Origin of the sequence: Nonomuraea bangladeshensis (assembly GCF_039529455.1) — a bacterium.
Lineage (GTDB): Bacteria > Actinomycetota > Actinomycetes > Streptosporangiales > Streptosporangiaceae > Nonomuraea > Nonomuraea bangladeshensis.
On sequence record NZ_BAAAMV010000011.1, the window covers coordinates 337464 to 357320 of the forward strand.

The 19857-nt window shown below is 73.5% G+C and carries 17 protein-coding genes; 7 read left to right on the forward strand and 10 right to left on the reverse strand.

Annotation, left to right across the window (positions count from 1 at the left end; translation table 11 throughout):
- Position 1: 1 nt before the first annotated feature.
- Genes ABD292_RS36635 through ABD292_RS36660 form a run of 6 tightly spaced genes read right to left on the reverse strand, consistent with a single transcriptional unit; the run spans position 2 to position 6427 of the window.
- Positions 2-832: an SAM-dependent methyltransferase gene (locus tag ABD292_RS36635; RefSeq protein WP_344215658.1), complete on the reverse strand. Its 831-nt coding sequence runs from the start codon at positions 830-832 to the stop codon at positions 2-4.
- Between the two features lie 48 nt (positions 833-880).
- Positions 881-1510: a nitroreductase family protein gene (locus tag ABD292_RS36640; protein ID WP_344215660.1), complete on the reverse strand. Its 630-nt coding sequence runs from the start codon at positions 1508-1510 to the stop codon at positions 881-883.
- A gap of 35 nt (positions 1511-1545) precedes the next feature.
- Positions 1546-2736, reverse strand: a complete 1191-nt coding sequence (locus ABD292_RS36645) for a globin domain-containing protein (RefSeq protein ID WP_344215662.1) — start codon at positions 2734-2736, stop codon at positions 1546-1548.
- Between the two features lie 42 nt (positions 2737-2778).
- Positions 2779-3240 (reverse strand): RrF2 family transcriptional regulator, encoded by a 462-nt coding sequence (locus tag ABD292_RS36650; protein ID WP_344215664.1) that lies wholly within the window; start codon positions 3238-3240, stop codon positions 2779-2781.
- Between the two features lie 44 nt (positions 3241-3284).
- Entirely contained in the window at positions 3285-4409 is a 1125-nt protein-coding gene (locus ABD292_RS36655) for a glycoside hydrolase family 53 protein (RefSeq protein WP_344215666.1), read from the reverse strand.
- Positions 4406-6427, reverse strand: a complete 2022-nt coding sequence (locus ABD292_RS36660; protein ID WP_344215668.1) for a beta-galactosidase — start codon at positions 6425-6427, stop codon at positions 4406-4408. The genes ABD292_RS36655 and ABD292_RS36660 overlap by 4 nt, the downstream gene beginning before the upstream one ends.
- 177 nt (positions 6428-6604) lie before the next feature.
- Between ABD292_RS36660 and ABD292_RS36665 the strand changes: the two genes are divergently transcribed.
- From ABD292_RS36665 to ABD292_RS36685, 5 genes are all read left to right on the forward strand, one after another.
- A complete protein-coding gene (locus tag ABD292_RS36665) occupies positions 6605-7924 on the forward strand; it encodes an ABC transporter substrate-binding protein (RefSeq protein ID WP_344215670.1) in 1320 nt (439 codons plus the stop codon).
- Positions 7921-8805: a carbohydrate ABC transporter permease gene (locus ABD292_RS36670; protein WP_344215672.1), complete on the forward strand. Its 885-nt coding sequence runs from the start codon at positions 7921-7923 to the stop codon at positions 8803-8805. Before ABD292_RS36665 ends, ABD292_RS36670 begins: the two co-directional genes overlap by 4 nt.
- Entirely contained in the window at positions 8805-9689 is an 885-nt protein-coding gene (locus tag ABD292_RS36675) for a carbohydrate ABC transporter permease (protein ID WP_344215674.1), read from the forward strand. The genes ABD292_RS36670 and ABD292_RS36675 overlap by 1 nt, the downstream gene beginning before the upstream one ends.
- A gap of 20 nt (positions 9690-9709) precedes the next feature.
- A complete protein-coding gene (locus tag ABD292_RS36680; protein ID WP_344215676.1) occupies positions 9710-10684 on the forward strand; it encodes a LacI family DNA-binding transcriptional regulator in 975 nt (324 codons plus the stop codon).
- Positions 10685-10781: 97 nt separating this feature from the next.
- On the forward strand, positions 10782-11618 hold the full coding sequence (locus tag ABD292_RS36685; RefSeq protein ID WP_344215678.1) for an SAM-dependent methyltransferase: 837 nt from the start codon (positions 10782-10784) through the stop codon (positions 11616-11618).
- A gap of 25 nt (positions 11619-11643) precedes the next feature.
- Here the strand turns inward: ABD292_RS36685 and ABD292_RS36690 are convergent, their stop codons facing one another.
- The 4 genes from ABD292_RS36690 to ABD292_RS36705 form a co-directional block, all read right to left on the reverse strand.
- A complete protein-coding gene (locus ABD292_RS36690) occupies positions 11644-12000 on the reverse strand; it encodes a YchJ family protein (protein ID WP_344215680.1) in 357 nt (118 codons plus the stop codon).
- 5 nt (positions 12001-12005) lie between these two features.
- Complete coding sequence (locus tag ABD292_RS36695; protein ID WP_423448894.1) at positions 12006-12869, reverse strand: NAD-dependent protein deacetylase; 864 nt, start codon at positions 12867-12869, stop codon at positions 12006-12008.
- Between the two features lie 227 nt (positions 12870-13096).
- On the reverse strand, positions 13097-14665 hold the full coding sequence (locus ABD292_RS36700; RefSeq protein ID WP_344215684.1) for a hypothetical protein: 1569 nt from the start codon (positions 14663-14665) through the stop codon (positions 13097-13099).
- Positions 14665-17094 (reverse strand): lantibiotic dehydratase, encoded by a 2430-nt coding sequence (locus ABD292_RS36705; RefSeq protein WP_344215686.1) that lies wholly within the window; start codon positions 17092-17094, stop codon positions 14665-14667. The genes ABD292_RS36700 and ABD292_RS36705 overlap by 1 nt, the downstream gene beginning before the upstream one ends.
- 378 nt (positions 17095-17472) lie before the next feature.
- On the opposite strand from ABD292_RS36705, the gene ABD292_RS36710 reads away from it, so the two are divergent.
- Positions 17473-18573, forward strand: a complete 1101-nt coding sequence (locus ABD292_RS36710; protein WP_344215688.1) for a PP2C family protein-serine/threonine phosphatase — start codon at positions 17473-17475, stop codon at positions 18571-18573.
- Positions 18574-18635: 62 nt separating this feature from the next.
- Entirely contained in the window at positions 18636-19799 is a 1164-nt protein-coding gene (locus ABD292_RS36715) for a pyridoxal phosphate-dependent aminotransferase (RefSeq protein WP_344215690.1), read from the forward strand.
- The last annotated feature ends 58 nt before the right edge of the window (positions 19800-19857 follow it).

The following is a 19857-nucleotide window of genomic DNA, read 5'->3' on the forward strand; positions in this document are numbered from 1 at the left end:
GCTACGGCTTGCGCCCCACCCCGCCGACGAAGGTGTGGTAGGTGATCCCGAGACCGGCGTCCTCCCCCTCGTCCGGCCGCCACTCCGGCAGCGGCACGAGGCCGGGCTCCAGCAGCTCCAGGCCGTCGAAGTAGGCCAGCAGTTCCTCGCGGGTGCGCCAGCGGCCGGTGCCGAGATGCTCGTTGAACAGCCTCTCGGCCTCGGCCGCCTGCGCGGCGACCTCGGGGTGGGCCGCGCCCGGGTTGTGGAAGTGGGAGATGACCACGTGGCTGCCGGAGGCGAGCGGCGCCGTCAGGCGGGCCACGATCCCGGCCGGGTCCTCCTCGTCGGCCAGGTGGTGCAGCAGCCCGAACATCAGCAGCCCCACCGGCCGGTCGAAGTCGATGAGGTCGCGCGTGCGCGGGTCGGCGAGGATGCTCTCCGGCTCGCGCGCGTCGGCGTGCACCACGGCCGTCGTGTCGTCGCCGGCGAGCAGCGCCCCGCCGTGGACCTGCACCATCGGGTCGTGGTCGACGTAGACGACGTGCGCGCCCGGCGCGACCGCCTGCGCGATCTCGTGCACGTTGCCCTGCGTGGGCAGGCCGGAGCCGACGTCGATGAACTGCCGGACGCCGGCCTCGCCCGCGAGGTGGCGGACCGTGCGCCGCAGGAACGCCCGGTTGGCCCTGGCGGCCTGCGGCGCGTCCGGCGCGATCTTCAGCGCCAGCTCGCCGACCTGCCGGTCGGCGGCGTAGTTGTGCGTGCCGCCCAGCAGGAAGTCGTAGACGCGTGACACGCTCGGCCTGCTGGTGTCGATCCCCTGTGGTGCGCTTTCCTGCTCGCTGTCGGACATCGCCGGCTCCTTGGGGTACGGGGGGATTACGCCGGTGATCTTAACCCGTCACCAGCCGTCGAGGTGAAGAACGTCGTCAAGCGGCTGGCGGCGGGCCGGCTTGAACGTCTCGCCCGTGTAGTAGGCCGTGGGGATGAGCGCGCCCTGCCGGACGTCGGCCGGGATGCCGAGCAGCTCGGCGATCTCGGTCTCGTACACCAGGTGCAGGCTCGTCCAGGCGGTGCCGAGGCCGCGGGCGCGGGCGGCCAGCATGTAGCTCCACGCGGCCGGCAGCAGCGACCCCCAGAGTCCCGCCTGGTTGCCCTCGGGCAGCCTGGCCGCCTCGATGCAGGGGATCACCAGGACCGGCGCCTCCCCCATGTGCTCACCCAGGTAGGCGGCGCTGTCGGAGACCCGCCGCTGCACCGCCGCCCGCTCAGGGTCGTCCTGGAACAGCGCGCCGGCCGAGGACTTCGAGGCGAGGTAGGCGCGGGTGGCCCGGCCGTAGTAGTCGCCGATCGCCTTGCGCCGCTCCGGGTCGGTGACCACGACCCAGTGCCAGCCCTGGGCGTTGCCGCCGCTGGGGGCCTGCAGCGCGATCTCCAGGCACTCGCGGACGAGTTCCATCGGCACGGGCCTGGTCAGGTCGAGGCGCTTGCGGACGCTGCGGGTGGTGGTGAGCAGCTCGTCGGGTGTCATGGGCCCATCATGCCAACCCGCCGCGCCCGGGAGGCTCAGGCGGCGCCGAGCCAGAGATCGGGGCCGAAGACCTCGTAGTGGATGTCCTTCGGCGCCACGCCCGCCCTGATGAGCCCGCCGCGGACCGCCCGCATGAACGGCACCGGCCCGCACATGTACACCTCCGCGCCCTCGGGGATCGCCACGCCGTCCAGGTCCATCAGGCCGGTGCGGGCGCCTTCGGGGGCGTCGCGCTCGTACCAGAGGACCTGCTCGGCGCCGACCTCGGCGGCGAGGCGGGCCATGTCGGCGCGCAGCGGGTGGCTCGTCACGTCCCGGTCGGCGTGCAGGAGCAGCACCCGGCGGGGGTCGCCGGTGCGGGCCAGGTGGCCGAGCATGGCGGTGATCGGGGTGCAGCCGATGCCGGCCGAGACGAGCACGAGCGGGGCCTCGCCGTCGCGCAGCGCGACGTCGCCGAACGGCGCGGACAGCGTCAGCTCGTCGCCCTCCCTGGCGGTGGCGTGCAGCAGGGCGGAGACCTCGCCGTCCTCGACCCGCTTGACCGTGACGCGGCGCAGGCCGCCGTCGCCGTCGCCGTCGCCGTCGCCGTCGCCGGAGAGGGTGTACTGGCGGAGCTGGTGGACGCCGTCGGGCATGCGGACGCGGATGCTCACGTACTGGCCGGGCAGGGCGGGCGGCACGGGCTCGTCGCCGAGCGGGCGCAGCAGCAGGGACATGGCGTCCGGGGTCTCCTCGCGCCGCTCCACGACCTGCCAGGTCCGCCAGGTGCGGCCGCCCTCGGCGCCGGCGGCGGCGTACAAGCGGGCCTCGATCGCGATGAGCGCGCCGGCCATCAGCCAGTAGACCTCGTCCCAGGCGGCGGCCACGTCGGGGGTGACGGCGTCGCCGAGGACCTCCGCGATGGCGCCGAACAGGTATTTGTGGACGATGACGTACTGGTCCTCGGTGACGCCGACGGCGGCGTGCTTGTGCGCGATGCGCGACAGCAGCTCGTCGGGGCGCTCGTCCGGGTGGTCGAGCAGCATGGTCGCGAAGGCGGCGATGGAGCCGGCCAGGGCGCGCCGCTGCTCGCCGTTGCGCTGGTTGCCGCGGTTGAACAGGCCGTCGAGCAGCTCGGGGCGGTCGGCGAACATCGTGTCGTAGAACCGCGCGGTGATGGTGTCGAGCTGGGCCGCGACGACGGGCAGCGTCGCGCGGACGACGGCCGCGCTCTCCTCGGACAGCATGGATGAACCCCCAGATCCTCAAATTGGTATCTGGGATGCATATTATTTGGCCAGAGGGGCGGTCCGTTCCCCGGGGGGCGTGAGCGACAGCAGCACCGGCCCGGTCGGCGCCTCGACCAGCGAGGCGACCGTGACGTCGTCGAGCGCGGCGTAGAACGCCTCCTGGGCCTGGCGCAGCGCGCCGCGCAGCCGGCAGGCGGCCCGGAGGGGGCAGGGCACGGCGTCCTCGCACCCCACCACGTCGTCGCCGCCCTCCAGGGCGCGCACGATGCTCCCGACCGTCGCGGCGCGGCCGCGCGCGGCGAGCTGCATCCCGCCGCCCCGCCCCCGCCTGGCCTCGACCAGCCCCAGCTCGCTGAGCCTGGCGACGGCCTTGGCCGCGTGGGTGTACGGGACGGCGAGCGCGTCGGCCACGGCCCGCGTGGTCAGCAGCTCGTCGGCGTCCGCCACGGCCAGCCGCATCACGATGCGCAGGGAGATGTCGGTGAAGGCGGTCAGGCGCATGCGTCCACGGTATGCCGCCCGGCCGCCTTCTCAGGTTACCGTCTTCAGACCCCGCCGAGCACCGCCATCGCGGGCAACGGGCGGTCGGCGAAGTCGAACAGCGCCTGGTTCTCCCAGGCGTTGCCGGAGGACGGGTCGGCCGGGTCCCAGCCGTTGCCCGGCACCCCGGTCCAGGTCGCCTCCCAGGTGAACAGGCCGAGGCCGAGACCGTTCGGGACCTGCCTGACGATGTCGGCGACCTTCGCCAGCATGGCCGCCTGCCCCTGCGGCGTGGACCGGTAGCCGGGGTACGGCTCGGCCGAGCCGATGAGGTTCTCCCAGCCGTCGTCGTCGGCCGTGGTGAAGGGGTAGCCGGTCTCCACCACGACGATCGGCTTGCCGTAGCGGGTGGCGACGTCGTTGAGGTTGGCCTGGAAGCCCTCCAGCGTCCCGTGCCAGTACGGGTAGTACGACACCCCGATGACGTCGTGCCTGATCCCGTACGCGGCGGCGTTGTCGAACCACCACCGGTACAACCCGTTGTCGCCGCCGTTGGCCAGGTGCAGCACGACCTTGGTCGCGGGCGAGACCCGCTTGACGGCGTCGTGGCCGGCGTTCAGCAGCGCGGCGGTGTTCGCCCAGTTCGTGTTGGAGCCGTCGGGCCAGAGCAGGCCGCCGTTGATCTCGTTGCCGACCTGGACCATGTCGGCGGGGGTGCCCTGGCGGCGCAGCGCGTCGAGCACGTCGTAGGTGTGGTCGGCGACGGCCTGCCGGAGCCGGTCGAAGCTCAGCGACTCCCACGCCGCCGGCTTGTACTGCTTGCCGGGGTCGGCCCAGGTGTCGGAGTAGTGGAAGTCGACGAGCAGCTTCAGCCCCTGGGCCTTGGCCCGCTTGGCGACGGCGAGCACCTTCGCCTTGGTGTTGTAGCCGTCGGCCGGGTTCACCCAGACCTTGAGCCTGATGTAGTTGAGCCCGGCCTGGGACAGGACGCGCAGGGCGTCGGCGCGGCGGCCGAGCGTGTCGCGGTAGACGCCGCCGAGCGCCTCGGACTTGGCGAGGCTGGAGACGTCGGCGCCGCGGATCGCCAGCCGCACCCCGGGGCCATGCGCCGGTGCGGCCTGGGCGGGCTGTGCCGCCAGGGAGGCGGCGGTGAGTAACAGCAGGGACAGGACGGTCAGGATGCGCCTCATGCGCGTTCTCCTTCGGGTCGGGGGGTTTCCTCGACGACCGTGACGGCGCCGGCCGCGACGGTGACCCGGCCGTCGCAGCGCTCGCCGTCGAACACGCTGACGCCGGTCACCCCCTCGACCGTCACCGGCTCGTCGCCGTGGTTGATGAGGAACACGTGGCGGCCCCGGCGGACGAGCTCCAGGTGCTCGGGCAGGCCGCGCGGGCGCGACACGCCCGCCCGGTCGAGCACCTGGCCGAGCAGGTCGCGGAGGGCCCGGCCGCCGGTGGGGGCGGTGCTGAGGTACCAGGCGGCGCCCGCGCCGAGGTCGTGCCGGGTGAAGGCGGGGTGGCCGGCGTCGGGGCCGGCGGCGAAGGCACGCACGGTGACCGCCCCCGCCGGGCGCACCCGCTCCGACCAGATCCGCCCCCGCAGGTCCTCCGTCCCCGGCTCGGCGGTCAGGGGGACGGTCTCGTCCTGCCGCAGCGGGTGGAACTCCTCGACCGAGAGGCCGAGCAGTTCGCGCAGCGCGCCCGGGTGGGGGCCGGGGTGGATGGCGTCGTGCTCGTCCACGATGCCGGAGAAGTACGACACCAGCAGGTGCCCGCCCGCCTCGACGTAGCGGTGCAGGTTCTTGGCGCCGGCCTCGGTCAGCAGGTACGCGCTGGGCGCCACCACCACCCGATACCCCGAAATATCAGCGGAAGGGTGGACGAAGTCCACCGTGACGTGCTCCCGCCACAACGCCTCGTAGAAGGCGTCCATCCGCTCGCGGAAGGACAGGTCCACCGAGGGCCGCCAGTCCAGCTCCAGCGCCCAGTACGACTCCCAGTCCCAGACCAGCGCCACCTCGGCCCGCACCCGGCTCCCCCGCACCCCGGCCAGCCGCCGCAGGTCGGCGCCCAGCCGGACCACCTCGCGCCACTGCCCGGAGTCGGTCCCGGCGTGCGGAACCAGCCCGGAGTGGAACTTCTCGGCCCCGAACCTGGAGGCCCGCCACTGGAAGAACAGCACGCTGTCGGAGCCGCGCGCCACGTGGGCGAGGCTGTTGCGGCGCATCTCGCCGGGCCGCTTGGCGAGGTTGCGCGGCTGCCAGTTGACCGCCCCCGCCGAGTGCTCCATGAGCATCCAGGGCGCGCCGCCCGCCACCGAGCGGGCGAGGTCGGCGGACATCGCCAGGTCGATGTGGTTGTCGGGCTGCTCGGCGCGCAGATAGTGGTCGTTGGCGACGACGTCGAGCTCGCGGGCCCACTGCCAGAGATCGGTGGACTTGCAGTTGACGGTGCCGGCGAAGTTCGTGGTGACGGGAAGGTGCGGGGTGAGCTCGCGCAGGATGTCGCGCTGGAGCGCGTAGTGCTCGCGGTGCTGGCCGTCGCTGAAACGGGCGTAGTCCAGGCGCTGGGCGGGGTTGACCACCGTGTGGTTGAAGCGGGGGGCGTCGATCTGCGACCAGTCGGTGTAGGTCTGGCCCCAGAAGGTGGTCCCCCAGGCGTCGTTCAGCGCGGAAATGTCCTGGTACGTCGCCCGCAGCCACCCCCGCCAGGCGGCCACGCTGTGCTCGCAGTAGCACTCGCCGAGCGGCGCCCCGTACTCGTTGTGCACGTGCCACATGGCCACGGCCGGATGGTCGCGGTAGTGCTCGCCCAGCGCCCGCACCAGCCGCGCGGTGGCCTCGCGGAAGGCCGGCGCGCTGGAGCAGGCGCTCTGCCGCCCGCCGAACCCGATCCGCACGCCCTCCCTGGTCACCGGCAGCACGTCGGGGTGCGCGGCGACGAACCAGGCGGGCGGCGCGGCCGTCGGGGTGGCGAGGTCCACGGCGACCCCGGCCGCGTGCAGCCGGTCGAGGATCTCGTCCAGCCAGCCGAAGTCGTAACGTCCCTCGGCCGGCTCCATCAGCGCCCACGAGAACATGCCCAGGCTGACCAGGTTGACCCCGGCCTCCCGCATGAGGGCCGCGTCCTCCTCCAGGACCTCGCGCGGCCACTGCTCTGGGTTGTAGTCCCCGCCGAAGGCGAGGCCGGCAGGACGCTCCGGATACATCCATCCCCCTTGGAAAGCTTCTGTGAACGTGCACAGTAATCCCTCTCCGCACCGTTGGGAACAGGCCGGGGACGGATCAGGTGTTTTCCACGGGTTAACGAGAACGTAACGCCTCTTGACGGGCATTTCGGCGCTGCTCCACTCTGTGCACGTTCACAGAACCTTACGGAGGTACGCATGCGCGCCAACCGTCTCGGAGCAGCGCTGGCCGTCGCCCTCACGGCCACCCTCGCCGCCTGCGGGTCCGGCGAGCCCGCCCCCCAGAGCTCCGCGGCGCCGCAAAGCTCCGCCCCCGCGGCCCAGGGACCGGTCAAGCTCACCTACTGGACCTGGGCCCCCAACATGGACAAGATCGTGGAGGTCTGGAACAAGGCGCACCCCGACATCCAGGTCACGGTCAGCAAGCAGGCCGGCGGCGACGACGCGGCCGCGAAGTACCTCACGGCCGCCAAGGCCGGCAACCCGCCCGACCTGGTCCAGGCCGAGTACCAGCACCTTCCCTCGTTCATCGCCGCCGACGCGGTGGCCGACATCAAGGCCGAGACCGCCGCCGTCCAGGGCGAGTTCACGGAAGGGCTGTGGCGCCTGGTCACGCTCGGCACCGAAGGCGTCTACGGCGTCCCGCAGGACAGCGGCCCGATGATGCTCTTCTACCGCCAGGACCTGTTCGACAAGTACGGCATCGAGGTGCCGAAGACCTGGCAGGAGTACGCCGACGCGGCCCGCGCCGTGCGCAAGAAGGACCCGAAGGTCCACCTCGGCACGTTCTCCAGCAAGGACCCGGGAGCGTTCACAGGCTACGCCCAGCAGGCCGGCGCCCAATGGTGGGCGATCGAGGGCGAGTCCTGGAAGGTGAACATCGCCGACGAGGCCACCACCAAGGTCGCCGACTACTGGGGCGGCCTGGTGAAGGAGGGCGCCATCGACGACATGCCGTACTTCACCCCCGAGTGGAACAAGGCGCTCAACGACGGCAAGCTGCTCACCTGGCCGTCCGCGGTGTGGGCGCCGGGCGTGCTGTCGAGCAACGCCCCCAAGGCCAAGGGCAAGTGGGCCGCCGCCCCGCTCCCCCAGTGGAACGCCGGCGAGAACGTCAGCGGCTTCTGGGGCGGCTCGTCCACCGCCGTGTCGGCCAAGACCCCGAACAAGGCCGCCGCCGCGCGGTTCGCCACCTGGCTCAACACCGACCCGGAGGCGATCAGGCTGCTCGTGGAGGAGGCCGCGATCTACCCGGCCGCCACCAAGGCCCAGTCGTCGCTCGGCGAGGCTCCTGAATACTTCGCCAACCAGCCCGACTTCTGGCAGCAGGCCGCCGCCGTCTCCGCGGGCGCCCGCGGCTTCACCTTCGGCCCGAACGTCGGCGTGACGTACAACGCCTTCAAGGACGCCTTCGACAAGGCCGTGCAGAACAAGTCGCCCTTCGCCGAGGCCGTGCGGTCCATGCAGGACGCCACGGTCGCCGACATGCGCAAGGCCGGCTTCCAGATCGCGCAATGAACCAGAGAAGAAAGAACGCCTGGCCGTACCTCTTCCTGACCCCGGCGATCGTGCTGTTCACGCTCTTCCTCGCCGTGCCCATCGGCTACACGGTCCACCTGGCGATGCGCCGGACCAAGGTGTCGGGGCTCGGGCTCGGGAAGGGGGCGCGGCGGGAGGTGTTCGTCGGCTTCGACAACTTCTCGGCCGCGCTCGCCGACGCCGAGCTGTGGCAGGGCTGGCTGCGGGTGCTCGGGTACGGCGCGCTGGTGCTGGCCGTCATGCTCGGCCTCGCGCTGCTGTTCGCGCTGCTGCTGGACTCGGCGCGGGTCCGGCTGGCGCGCTTCTCCCGGATCGCGATCTTCCTGCCGTACGCGGTGCCGGGGGTGGCCGCCACCCTGCTGTGGGGCTTCCTCTACCTGCCCTCGCTCAGCCCGATCCGCTCCGTGCTCGACGCCGACCTGCTCGGGGCCACCACGGTCACGTACTCGATGGCGAACGTGGCGGTGTGGGGCGGCACCGGCTTCAACATGCTCGTGCTCTACACCACGCTCCGGGCCATCCCGCGCGACCTGTACGAGGCCGCCCGGCTCGACGGCGCGTCGGAGCTCCAGATCGCCGTCCGGGTCAAGATCCCGATCCTGACCCCGGCGATCATCCTCACCACGGTGTTCTCGATCATCGCCACCATCCAGGTGTTCACCGAGCCCACCACGCTGCGCCCGCTGACCAACACGATCAGCTCCACCTGGAGCCCGCTCATGAAGGTCTACCGGGACGCCTTCGTCACCGGCGACCTGTACTCGGCCGCCGCCACCTCGATCGTCATCGCGGCGGTCTCGCTCGTCCTGTCGTTCGGGTTCCTGCGCGTGGTCCGCAACCACGCCTTCGGGGAGGGCTGATGGCCGGGGTCACCGCCGCCACCTCGCACCGCCGCCGCGCGCGCGGCGCGGGCGTCCACGGGCCGTGGGGCATCGCGCCGACCGCGCTGCTGCTCCTCGGGGCGATCTACTGCCTGTTCCCGGTGTTCTGGGTGTTCATCGCGGCCACCAAGTCCCCGGGCGAGCTGTTCAGCACCTCGACGCTGGCGTTCGGCACGGGCTTCCTCGACAACGTCGAGCAGCTCTTCGCCTACCGCGACGGCGTGTTCTGGCTGTGGGCGGGCAACACGCTGCTCTACGCGGGCGGCGGGGCGCTGCTGTCCACCGCGGTCTCGGCGATCTCCGGGTACGCGCTGGCGAAATACCGCTTCCCCGGCCGCAACGCCATCTTCAACATCCTCATCGGCGGCATCCTGGTGCCCGCCGTGGTGCTGGCCATCCCGCAGTACCTGCTGTTCAGCAAGTTCGGGCTGGCGGACACGTACTGGGCGGTGCTGCTGCCGCAGATCCTGCACCCGTACAGCATCTACCTGGCCCGCATCTACGCCTCGGCGGCCATCCCCGACTCGCTGCTGGAGGCGGGCCGGATCGACGGGGCGGGCGAGGGCCGGCTGATGGCGCGGGTGGCGATGCCGCTCATGGTGCCCGGCATGGTGACGATCTTCCTGTTCCAGTTCGTGGCGATCTGGAACAACTTCCTGCTGCCGTTCATCATGCTGGGCGACGACGGCAAGTTCCCGCTCACCGTCGGCCTCTACACGCTGCTCATGGCGGGGGCCAACCAGCCCGCGCTCTACAACCTGATCCTCACGGGGGCGTTCCTGTCGATCGTGCCGTTGATCGCGCTGTTCCTCACGATGCAGCGATACTGGAGGACCGATCTGTCCTCCGGAGCCGTGAAATGAAACGCCCTACGATCCACGATGTGGCCGCGGCCGCGGGCGTGTCCCGCGGCACGGTCTCCCGCCTGCTCAACGGGGACAAATACGTCAGCCCCGCGGCGCGCGTGGCCATCGAGCGGGCGATCTCCGAGACCGGCTACGTCGTCAACCGCGCCGCCAGGAGCCTGGTCACCCAGCGCACCGGCTCGGTGGTGATGGTGCTGTCGGAGCCGCACGAGAAACTGTTCGAGGACCCCAACTACAGCACGCTGATCCGGGTCGCGATCAGGATGCTGGCCGAGCGGGACCTGTCGCTGGTGATGATGATGGCCGGCGACGAGGGCGACCGCGAGCGCGTGGTCCGCTACGTGCGCGGCGGCCACGCCGACGGGGTGCTGCTGGTCTCCACGCACGCGGGCGACCCGCTGGTGGAGGCCCTGGGCTCCGGCGGGCCGCCCGCGGTGTCGGTCGGCGCGGTCATCGGCCACGAGAACGTCATCCCGTACGCCGCCGCCGACGAGCGCCTCGGCGCCCGGCAGATGACGGAATACTTCGTCCGCCAGGGCCGCCGCAGGATCGCGATGATCACCGGGCCGATGGACACGCCGGGCGGCATCCAGCGCCTGGAGGGCTTCGCCGAGGTGCTGGGCCGCAAGGCCACCCAGCGGCTCATCGCGCACGGCGACTGGACGCAGGCGAGCGGCGAGCGGGCGATGCGCGAGCTGCTGGAGCGCTCCCCCGACCTCGACGCGGTCTTCGTGGCCTCTGACCTGATGGCGGCCGGGGCCCTCGCGGCGCTGCGCGCGGCCGGGCGGCGGGTGCCTGACGACGTGGCGGTGGGCGGGTTCGACGACTCGGCGGTGGCGGTCTCGACCCATCCGCCGCTGACCACGATCCGCCAGCCGCTCGCGAAGATGGCGCAGGAGACGATGCGGCTGCTGTTCGCCCTGCTGGACGGGGCCGGCCCCGTGGAGCCCGTGGTGCTGCCGACCGAGCTGGTGGTACGGGAGTCCGCCTGATCGGGATAAATGGCAGAAAGTCGGGATCTTCCGGGGTCCGGCGTCGTACGATCATCGGCAACGTCCCCCGTGACGTCGCAGGCAGGAGGAGCCGAGGGTGTCCGAGAGCGAGCAGGAGCGCGCGCCGCGCGGGATCGACACGACGAGACCCAGCGTCTCGCGGGTCTACGACTTCATGCTCGGCGGCAAGGACAACTACGAAGCCGACCGGATGGCCGCGCGGCGGGCGCTGGAGGTCGCGCCGGACGCGCCCCAGGCGGCGCGGGCCAACCGCGAGTTCCTGGGCCGGGTGGTGCGCTTCCTCGCCGGAGAGGCCGGCATCCGGCAGTTCCTCGACATCGGCTCCGGCCTGCCCACCCAGGGCAACGTGCACGAGATCGCCCAGGCGGTCGCGCCCGGCACGCACGTCGTCTACGTCGACCACGACCCGATCGTGCTCGTCCACGGCCGGGCCCTGCTGGCCGTGGACGACACCACCACCGTGGTCGAGGCCGACCTGCTCGACCCCGAGGCGATCCTGCACAACCCCGAGGTCCGGCGGCTGATCGACTTCGACCGGCCGGTGGCGCTGCTGCTGCTCGGCATCCTGCACCACCTGGCCGACCACGAGGACCCCGGCGGCATCACCCGCCGGCTGATGGACCGCCTGGTGCCGGGCAGCTACCTCGCCGTCTCCCACTTCCACAACCCCGGGCCTGAGCTGCCCGAGGTGTCGCGGCAGGCGTACTCGGCGGAGAAGGTCTTCAACGAGACGATGGGCACCGGGCGGTGGCGCACCCGCGCGGAGATCCTCGCCTACTTCGACGGGCTGGACCTGCTGGAGCCCGGCCTGGTGCCGCTGCCGGAGTGGCGGCCGGGCGAGGACGACCACGCCACGCCCGGCATCACGTACCACACGTTCGTCGGCGGGGTGGCCCGCAAGCCCGAGCTCTGACGGCTCAGAGCGCCCCGGCGTAGATTCAGCGACCGTCCAGCCGTACGAACCGGCTGTGCTCCTCCATGTCGCCCGGCCGCCCGCGCTCCACGTAGTGGGCGCGGAAGCGGACCGTGCCCTCGGTGTGCACGACGCTGCCGCCCGTGGTGCCGAGAATCTCCAGGCTGGTCCAGCGCAGCCGCCGGTCGAGGTCGAGCCGGACCGGGCGGCCCGCCGGGTGCCAGGTGCGCAGCAGGTAGGCCGCGTCGCCGACGGCGAACGCGCTGAAGCGCGAGCGCATGAGCTGCTCGGCGGTGGCCGCCGCCGCCTCGCCGCGGTGCAGCTTGCCGCAGCAGTCGTCGTAGGGGGCGGGCAGGCCGCAGGGGCACGGTCGGGCGGGCATGCGCCCTATTGTGCACCCAGCCGGCGGGCCAGGGCGGTCAGGGTCGCGCCGAGCGGGGCGTCCACGAGCAGCGCCGCGTCGGCGTCGCCGCCGGTCGGGCCCTGGTTGACGATCGCGATCGGGACGCCGCGCGCCGCCGCCCGCTGCACGAACCGCAGCCCCGACCTGATCGCCAGCGAGGAGCCGAGCACGAGCAGCGCCCGGGCGCTCTCCACGACGGCGAAGCACTCGTCGACGCGCGGGCGGGGGACGTTCTCGCCGAAGAACACCACGTCCGGCTTGAGCAGGCCGCCGCACCCCGTGCAGTCGACCACGCGGAACCCGGCGACCTGCTCGTCGGTGAGCACCGCGTCGCCGTCGGGGTTGATCACGTCGCTGGTGGCCGCCCAGCCGGGATTGGCCTCGCGCAGCCGGCGGTCCAGCTCGGCGCGCGAGGTGCGCTCGCGGCAACTCAGGCACATCACCCGGTCGAGGCCGCCGTGCAGCTCGATCACCCGGTCCGCGCCGGCCGCCTGGTGCAGGCCGTCGACGTTCTGGGTGACGATGCCGCTGACCAGGCCGTGCCGCTCCAGCGCGGCCACGGCCCGATGCCCGGCATTGGGCCTGGCCAGCCCGATCTGCCGCCAGCCGACGTGGCTGCGCGCCCAGTAACGCCGTCTCGCCTCCTGGCTGGCCACGAACCGCTGGTAGGTCATCGGCTCAGCCTGCCGCGCCCGCCCGGTCGGCCCCCGGTAGTCGGGGATGCCCGACTCGGTGGACAGCCCGGCGCCGCTCAGCACCGCCACCCCGCCCCGGCCGACCAGCTCGTCGAGCTCGTCGAGCCCACCGGGTGACGCCTCCATGGTGCTGCCTAGTGTCACGCCTTCCATGGTGCCCGACGCACCCCCATGCCCGGTCACCCCCTCCCCCTACGGCGGCGCCCGACGCACTGCCGCCCCCCGGTCACCCCCACCCGCTACCGCAGCGCCCCACACGGCGCCGCGCCCGATCACCCCCTCCTCACTACCGGAGTGCCCGACGCAGCGCCATGCCCGGTCACGCCCTCCCCGCGACCGCAGGGCCCGACGCGGTGCCGCGCCCGGTCAGACCCTCCCCACTACCTCAGGAAGCCGGCCGCCGCGAGTTCGGCCGTCAGGCGGCGGCGGGCGGGCTCGGCCAGGTGGTCGAGGGCGTGCGGGTCGGCGGCCAGGCGGCTGACCGGGGCGACCAGGAGGTGGTGCAGCCGGATCGAGCGGCCGGAACGCAGGTTGACGGCGAACGTCCCCGGCCCCAGCCCATCCGGGCCGGCGCCCGCGACGACCTCCGTGCAGGGATCCCAGGCGGCCCCCGGCGGGCCGGGGGCGGCGGGCCCGGCGACGGAGCAGGCCGCCAGCCGCCCGGCCGGCAACCCCGGCAGCCGCTCCACCCACCGCCGCAGGAGGATCGCGACCTCGTCCGGCGACATGCCGCCCGGCGCGTCGAACTCCGCCCACCGGGCCAGGTCGTGGCCCGCGCGGGGCGGCCGCATCAGCACCTCGCCCGCCGTCCAGGGCGCGCGCACCCCCATCCGGTACGGCCGGACCCCCGCCGGCCGTACGCCCGCGAGCCCGCCCGCCAGCAGCTCCATCGACTCCTCCGCCGCCTCGGCGCTGACGCCGGGCGCGCCCACGGCCAGCTCGCCCGTCACCGGCACGCCCGGCGGGAGCGCGGCCCGCAGGCGGCGCAGGTCGGCGACCCCGCCGGTGAGGCCGGTGGCCACGCCCAGGAAGTCGACCCGGGTGAGCATCAGCGTCAGCCCCCGGCACCGGGCCAGCGCCTCCCCCGGGAGCGCCGCCGCCCGCGCCACGTCCAGCCGCCCCGCCCACGGCCCCCCGCCCCCGGGCACCGGCCGCTCCCCCACGACCCACCGCACCGGCTCGACGCCCCCGCGTCCCGAGCCGATGACTTCCCCTCCGCCGGCCCGCAGGACCCACCTGTCAGGAGAAGCGGCCCCCACATCCCCGCGCCCCCACCTGACGGTTTCCCCTCCGCCGGCCTGCAGGGCCCATTCGTCCGGAGAGGTGGCCCGCGTGCCGGCGCGGGCGGTTTCGCACCAGGGCGGTCTGATCAGGTGCTCGGGAGACCAGGCGTCCCATCTCACCCCGGCGAGCTCGGGGATCCGCCGCAGCGCCGCCCGGTGCTCGGCGACGTGGCGGCCGCACAGGGTCATGCCCTCCCCCAGGGCGGCGACCAGCGCGAACGCGGCCGGGAGCTGGTCGGCGCGGTCGATCACGAGGTGCGCCCGCCGCCCGCGTGTCACCTCCCTGGCCAGCTCGATCTCGGGCGCGAACAGCTCGCACCGGCGGGCGGCGCCGAGCAGGTCGCGGCTGCTCTCCTCGCTGCCCTCGGTGAGCTCCAGCCCGTCCACGGCGAGCTGGACGGCCGGATCGGCGGCCAGGCCCAGCGCGGCGCCGACGGCCCGTACGTGGGCGTCGTCGTACGCCCCCCGCGCCAGGATGGCGGCCGCCGCCCGCCCGATCAGCGCGGTGAGTGGCCCTCCCGGACGCCGGTCGGCGGCGGCCCGGAGCCGGGCGGGGTCGGCGAGCCGCCGGACGAGGTGCTCGTTGAGGTCGAGGAGCGCCATCCCTGGGGGCGGCGCCACCACGGTGGTGAAGTCCGCCAGCGGAGGCACGACGAGCACGTCCATCAGGCGCGTTCCTCCGTCCCGGGACAGGGGTGGGGACGGGGACGCGGGCACGGCCCGGCGCCGGGACGCCGGGCGGGCCGCAGGTAGACGCAGCGGAGCACGGCGGCGAAGCGCAGCCCGCCCTCGCGCAGCCAGCAGTCGTCGGGTCCCGGCAGGGCCTCGGTGAGCGTGAGCCGGTCGCCGGCGGCCTCGGCGAGGGCGGCCAGCTCGGCGATGAGCGAGGGAGCGCGGGTGTCGACGTAGAGGGGGTGCCGGCCGGCGGCGGCGAAGAAGGTGCGGGGCAGGTCGTGCGCCTCGCGCAGCCGGGCCATGGCGAGCAGCAGGTCGCGCTCGCCCGAGCCCGAGGCGTGCCGCAGCGGCTCGGACGCGGCCCGCCCGAGCTGCCAGCGCCGCCGCGCGAGCACGACGTTCCCCCAGGTGATGCGGGGCAGGGCGGGCAGGCAGGGCAGGGCGGGAGGGCGGAGCCCCGGCAGCGCGAGCGCGATGCGCAGGGCGCTGCCCGGGCCCGGCCCGCCGTTGTGGAACATCAGCGTCTCGCCGGTGCCCTTGGCGCGCAGCACGGCCCGGTGGCCGTCGCTGTGGACGTAGAGCTCGCCGAGTCCGAGGCGGCGCCGCCGGGGACCGGCCGTCGCGCCGCCGTGCTCCAGGACGGGGCCGGGCAGCTCCAGCGGGAGCAGGCCGTCGGCGCGCGGCGCGACGACGTTGAGCGCGGTGAAGCCGTCGAGCACGCGGGCCACGGCGGCGTCCCGTTCGGCGACGAGCGCGGCGCCGTCGCGGACGGGCGGCGGCTCCCACGGGCCGAGCCTGGGCGCGTCGTGGAGCGCGTCGATGACCAGCGGGGTGACACCCTCTTCGTACGCCTCCAGCGACGCCGCCGCCACCATGACGTCGGCCGCGCAGAGCACGGGCGCCCCCGGCGGCACGGGCTCGCCGGCCACCTCGGCCAGGTCGAGGACGGCGGCGCCGGCCGGCGCGGCGCGGACGAGCCCGGCGATCCGGTCGCCGTGGCACACCTCGAGGTCGCCGGCCGCGCCCAGCGCCTCGGCCAGTGGGAAGGTCCCGGCGCCGAGCCGGGCGGCGAGCAGCCGGTTGGTGCGCAGCCGGGTCAGCTCGGCCTCCTCCGCGAGCAGGGCGAGCGCGGCGGGCACGCGTTCGCGCAGGTCGGCGGCGAGCGGCCCGCCGGCGGTGAGGCGGAGGGTGCCGGCGGCGGCCTCGTGCACGATGAGGCGTTCGTCGCGCCCGGCCCGCTGCCCGCCGCCGGCGAGGGCCTCGATGCGGCTCTGCACGGCCAGCTTCACCTCGGGCGCCGCGGCCGGGTAGTGCTCCAGCAGGCCGGCGATCTCGCGGACGCGCCGCGCGACGGGCAGGTCGGCGCTGCCGGCGGCGCGGGGGCCGGCGAGCGGCCACCGCCGCTCCTGGGCGGGCACGCCGCGGGCGGCCACGAGGCCGTGTTCCTGGACGGCGGGCTCGTCGTCGCCGGGCAGCCGCGCCAGCAGCCAGCCGACCGGGTCGGGGACGGTGGCGGGCGGGCACAGGTCGTGGGTGAGCAGCCCGCGGCGCACCGCGACGGCGAGCGCGGCCGAGGCCCGTTCCATGCTGATGCCGCAGTCGGCGGCGATCTCGGCGACGGTGCGGCGGCCGTCGCAGCGGGCGGCGAAGGCGGCGGCGTCGCGCGGGGGCGTCGCGCCGGCGCGCAGTCGGGGCACGAGCCCGGCGACGACGGCGGGGTCGGCGAGGAGGCGCTGCTGGAGCGCCTCGCCGACGCGGGCGGCGGGGTAGGCGTGGCGGCCGGCGAGCTCGCGGTATCCGGCCCAGGTGTAGCCGCTGGGGAGGGCGGGCTCGACGCGGGCGGCGCCGGTGGGGGCGTGGAAGCCGGTCGGGGCGGCCCGGGTGGCCAGCCGCTGCACGTGGGAGGCGAGCTTCGCGGGATCGGCGGGGCCGCGCCGCAGCTCGCGGTAGGCGGCGGGGGCGGAGCAGACCAGGGCGTCGAGGAAGCGCTCGTCGGAGGCGACGCCGGCGACGGCCGCCCTGGTCAGCGCGGTGTCGGCGGCGACCACCTCGGCGAGGGCGAGCCTCGCCTCCTCCAGCAGGCCGGTGACGTGGTTCCAGTCGGCGAGCCAGTCCTCGGGGCCCGGGGTGCCGGGCGGCAGGGGCCGCAGGCGGCGCAGGCGGCCGCGGAGCCCGCGCGGCAGCCGGGGGGCGTCCGTCCGGCCGGCGTGCGGGCCGGACGGACGGGCCGCGCGGCGGGCGGGCGCGACGGCGAGCAGGCCGAGGGCCCGCGTCTCCAGCAGCGCGACGGCGGCCGCGGTCTCCGCGGCCCTGGGGCAGGCCAGGGATTGGACGAGCTCCCAGGGGAACCCGGCGGTCCTGACGACCGCGGCCGGCAACAGGGTCCACTCGCGGTCTTGCAACGTGCCGGGTTCGCCCATGTACACGTTCCCCTTTCTCGCGGTTATTTTTCGGAATGCGGTAACACAGATATTTACAAGATCATTTACTTCTGTCAATGCGTTCCGTGACGAGAAATCGTCACACTCGGCTAACCCTCTGCACCTGATAAATCCTTATCAAAACCGACATGTCGCCTCATGCGAGTCACAGACGTTTACTTTCCGTAGTCGCGGGCATATCAGGGCTGCACAACCCGCCCATGACGGCGGGGCGATCGGCGGACAATTTCTTATAGGAATGGCGGGTAATAGCGCGGCTGCTGTTCGCGCCCGGACCGCTCACGCTGTTTTCCGCACCCGCCGAGCTGGGCACGACCACCGGGACGGAGGAACGACGGCGCGGAATGAGGGACGGCCGTGGCGAATGGCGGTGAACGGCGGCGCGTGGGCCCCTCCCTGCCGATGCCGGTGTTCGTGGCGGTGCTCGTCTGCGTCACCGTGGCGCTGATCACCCTCGACTCGCTCACCAGCACGGCGGTGCGCCTGCTGCCCCTCCTGGTCTTCCTGCCCTCGATCGTGTCGGGGCTCGGCAACGTGCGCCAGACCGCGTTCGCGTCCGTGTGGGTGGTGCTGGTGATGGGCGGCACGCTCGCCTACCTCGGGGCCGACCTGGACGACAACCTGCTCGCCGCGGGGTTCGCGGCGCTGTTCGGCGTGGCGGCCGTGATCAGCTGCCGCTACCGGGTGCACCGCGAGGAGGAGGTCTACCGGCTGCGCTCGGCCGCGGCGGCGCTCCAGCGGCAGATCGTCCGCCCGCTCCCCCTGCGCAGCGGCGACGTCCTGGTGGACGGCCTCTACCAGCCGGTCGAGGAGGACGCGATGGTGGGCGGCGACATGTACGAGGTGGCCGCCTCCCCCCACGGCACCCGCCTGCTCATCGCCGACGTGCAGGGCAAGGGCCTGCCCGCGATCGGCACCGCGCTCGCCGTGCTCGGGGCCTTCCGCGAGGCCGCCTACCGCGAGGCCACCCTGATCGGGGTGGTGGAGGCGATGGAGTCGGCGGTGACCCGGCACAACCTGGGCGCCGGCCGTGGTGGCGAGCCCGAGCGCCTGGTGACCGCCCTGGTGCTGGACATCCGCCGCGGCCCGGTGGTGGAGGCGGTCAACTGCGGGCACATCGCCCCATACATCATTCACGACGGGCGGGCCTACCAGGCCGCGCTCGGCGAGCCCGCGGTGCCGCTCGGCCTGGCCGGGCTGGCTCCCGGGCCGCGTGCCGTCGCCTGGTTCGCCTTCCCCACCGGGGCGACCATGCTGCTGTGCACCGACGGCGTCACCGAGGCCCGCGACAGCGCGGGCGCGTTCTACCCGCTGGCGGCGCGGCTGCGTACGTGGGCCAGGCATCCGCCCCGCCGCCTGGCCGAGACCGTCGGCGCGGACGTGCGCAGCTTCACCGGCGCGCCACCGCGCGACGACATCGCGATCCTGACCCTGACCAGGACCCGCGCGTCGTCATGAACCACTGCGGCAAGTAGCGCGTATCTCCACACATCGGACACGTGGTGTTCCATGGAGGTGTCGTGGAGCTCAGCCTGCTGCGTACACAGGCGCACAGCCCGTCGTACTTCTCACTGCTGCGCGGCTCGGCCGGAGAGCGCGCACCAGTGGACTTCTGCATACCGTGCAACCCGTACTTCCCGACGCCTGAGATCTTCGAGCACCTCGGGAGGAATCTGGAGACGATACTCAAGTTCTATCCGAGCGACGCCGGCACGATCACCGCCGAGCTGTGCGCCACGCTGGGGCTGCACCCCCAGACGGTCGCCATGGGCAACGGCTCCACGGAGCTGATCACCTGGATCGACCACCTGCTGGTGCGCGAGAGCCTGGCGGTGCCGATCCCGACCTTCGGCCGGTGGACCGACCAGCCGCTGGAGACGGGCAAGCGGGTCGACATGTACCCGCTGCTGGAGAGCCGCAACTTCGCCCTCGACGTGGCCGACTACGTCTCGTTCGTCCGCACCCGCGGCTCGCGCGTGGCGGTGATCTGCAACCCGAACAACCCCGACGGCGGCTATCTGCCCAAGCACGAGGTCGTCCGGCTGATGGACGAGCTCATCGACCTCGACCTGGTGATCATCGACGAGTCGTTCGGCGAGTTCGTGGACGCCGAGCCCTGTCCGGGCGTGGCGGCCGAGGCCGCGGTGCGGCCCAACGTGATCGTGCTGCGCAGCCTGGGCAAGAACTTCGGCCTGCACGGCGTCCGCTTCGGCTACATGGTCGCCAACCCGGCGCTGGCGGGGCGGGTGCGCGACGCGCTGCCCAAGTGGAACCTCAACTCCTTCGCCGAGGTCATGGTGTTCATGATGAAGCAGTTCGGCGCCGAGTACCAGGAGAGCCTGCGGCGGCTGTCGAGCGACCGGCGGGCCATGTTCCAGCAGCTCAGCACCATGCCGGGGCTGTCGGTGTACGCCTCGCAGGGCAACTTCCTGCTGGTCAAGCTGCCGCCGGGGCACGACGGGGTGCCGCTGCGCGACCACCTGCTGACCGAGCACGGCGTCTACGTCCGCGAGTGCGGCAACAAGCTCGGCACCACCAGCCAGTTCCTGCGCCTGGTGGTGCGCCCCCAGGAGGACGTGCGGCGGCTGCTCATCGGCATGACCCAGTTCCTGTACTCGGGCAGCCTGCACGAGATCCCGGTGATCGGCCTGCACCACCGGCACGCGAACCCCCTGTCCGCCTGAGCGCTTGGGCGTATGGCGTACGGTACATTGTACGCCGCACACGGAGCTCCCGGGACGA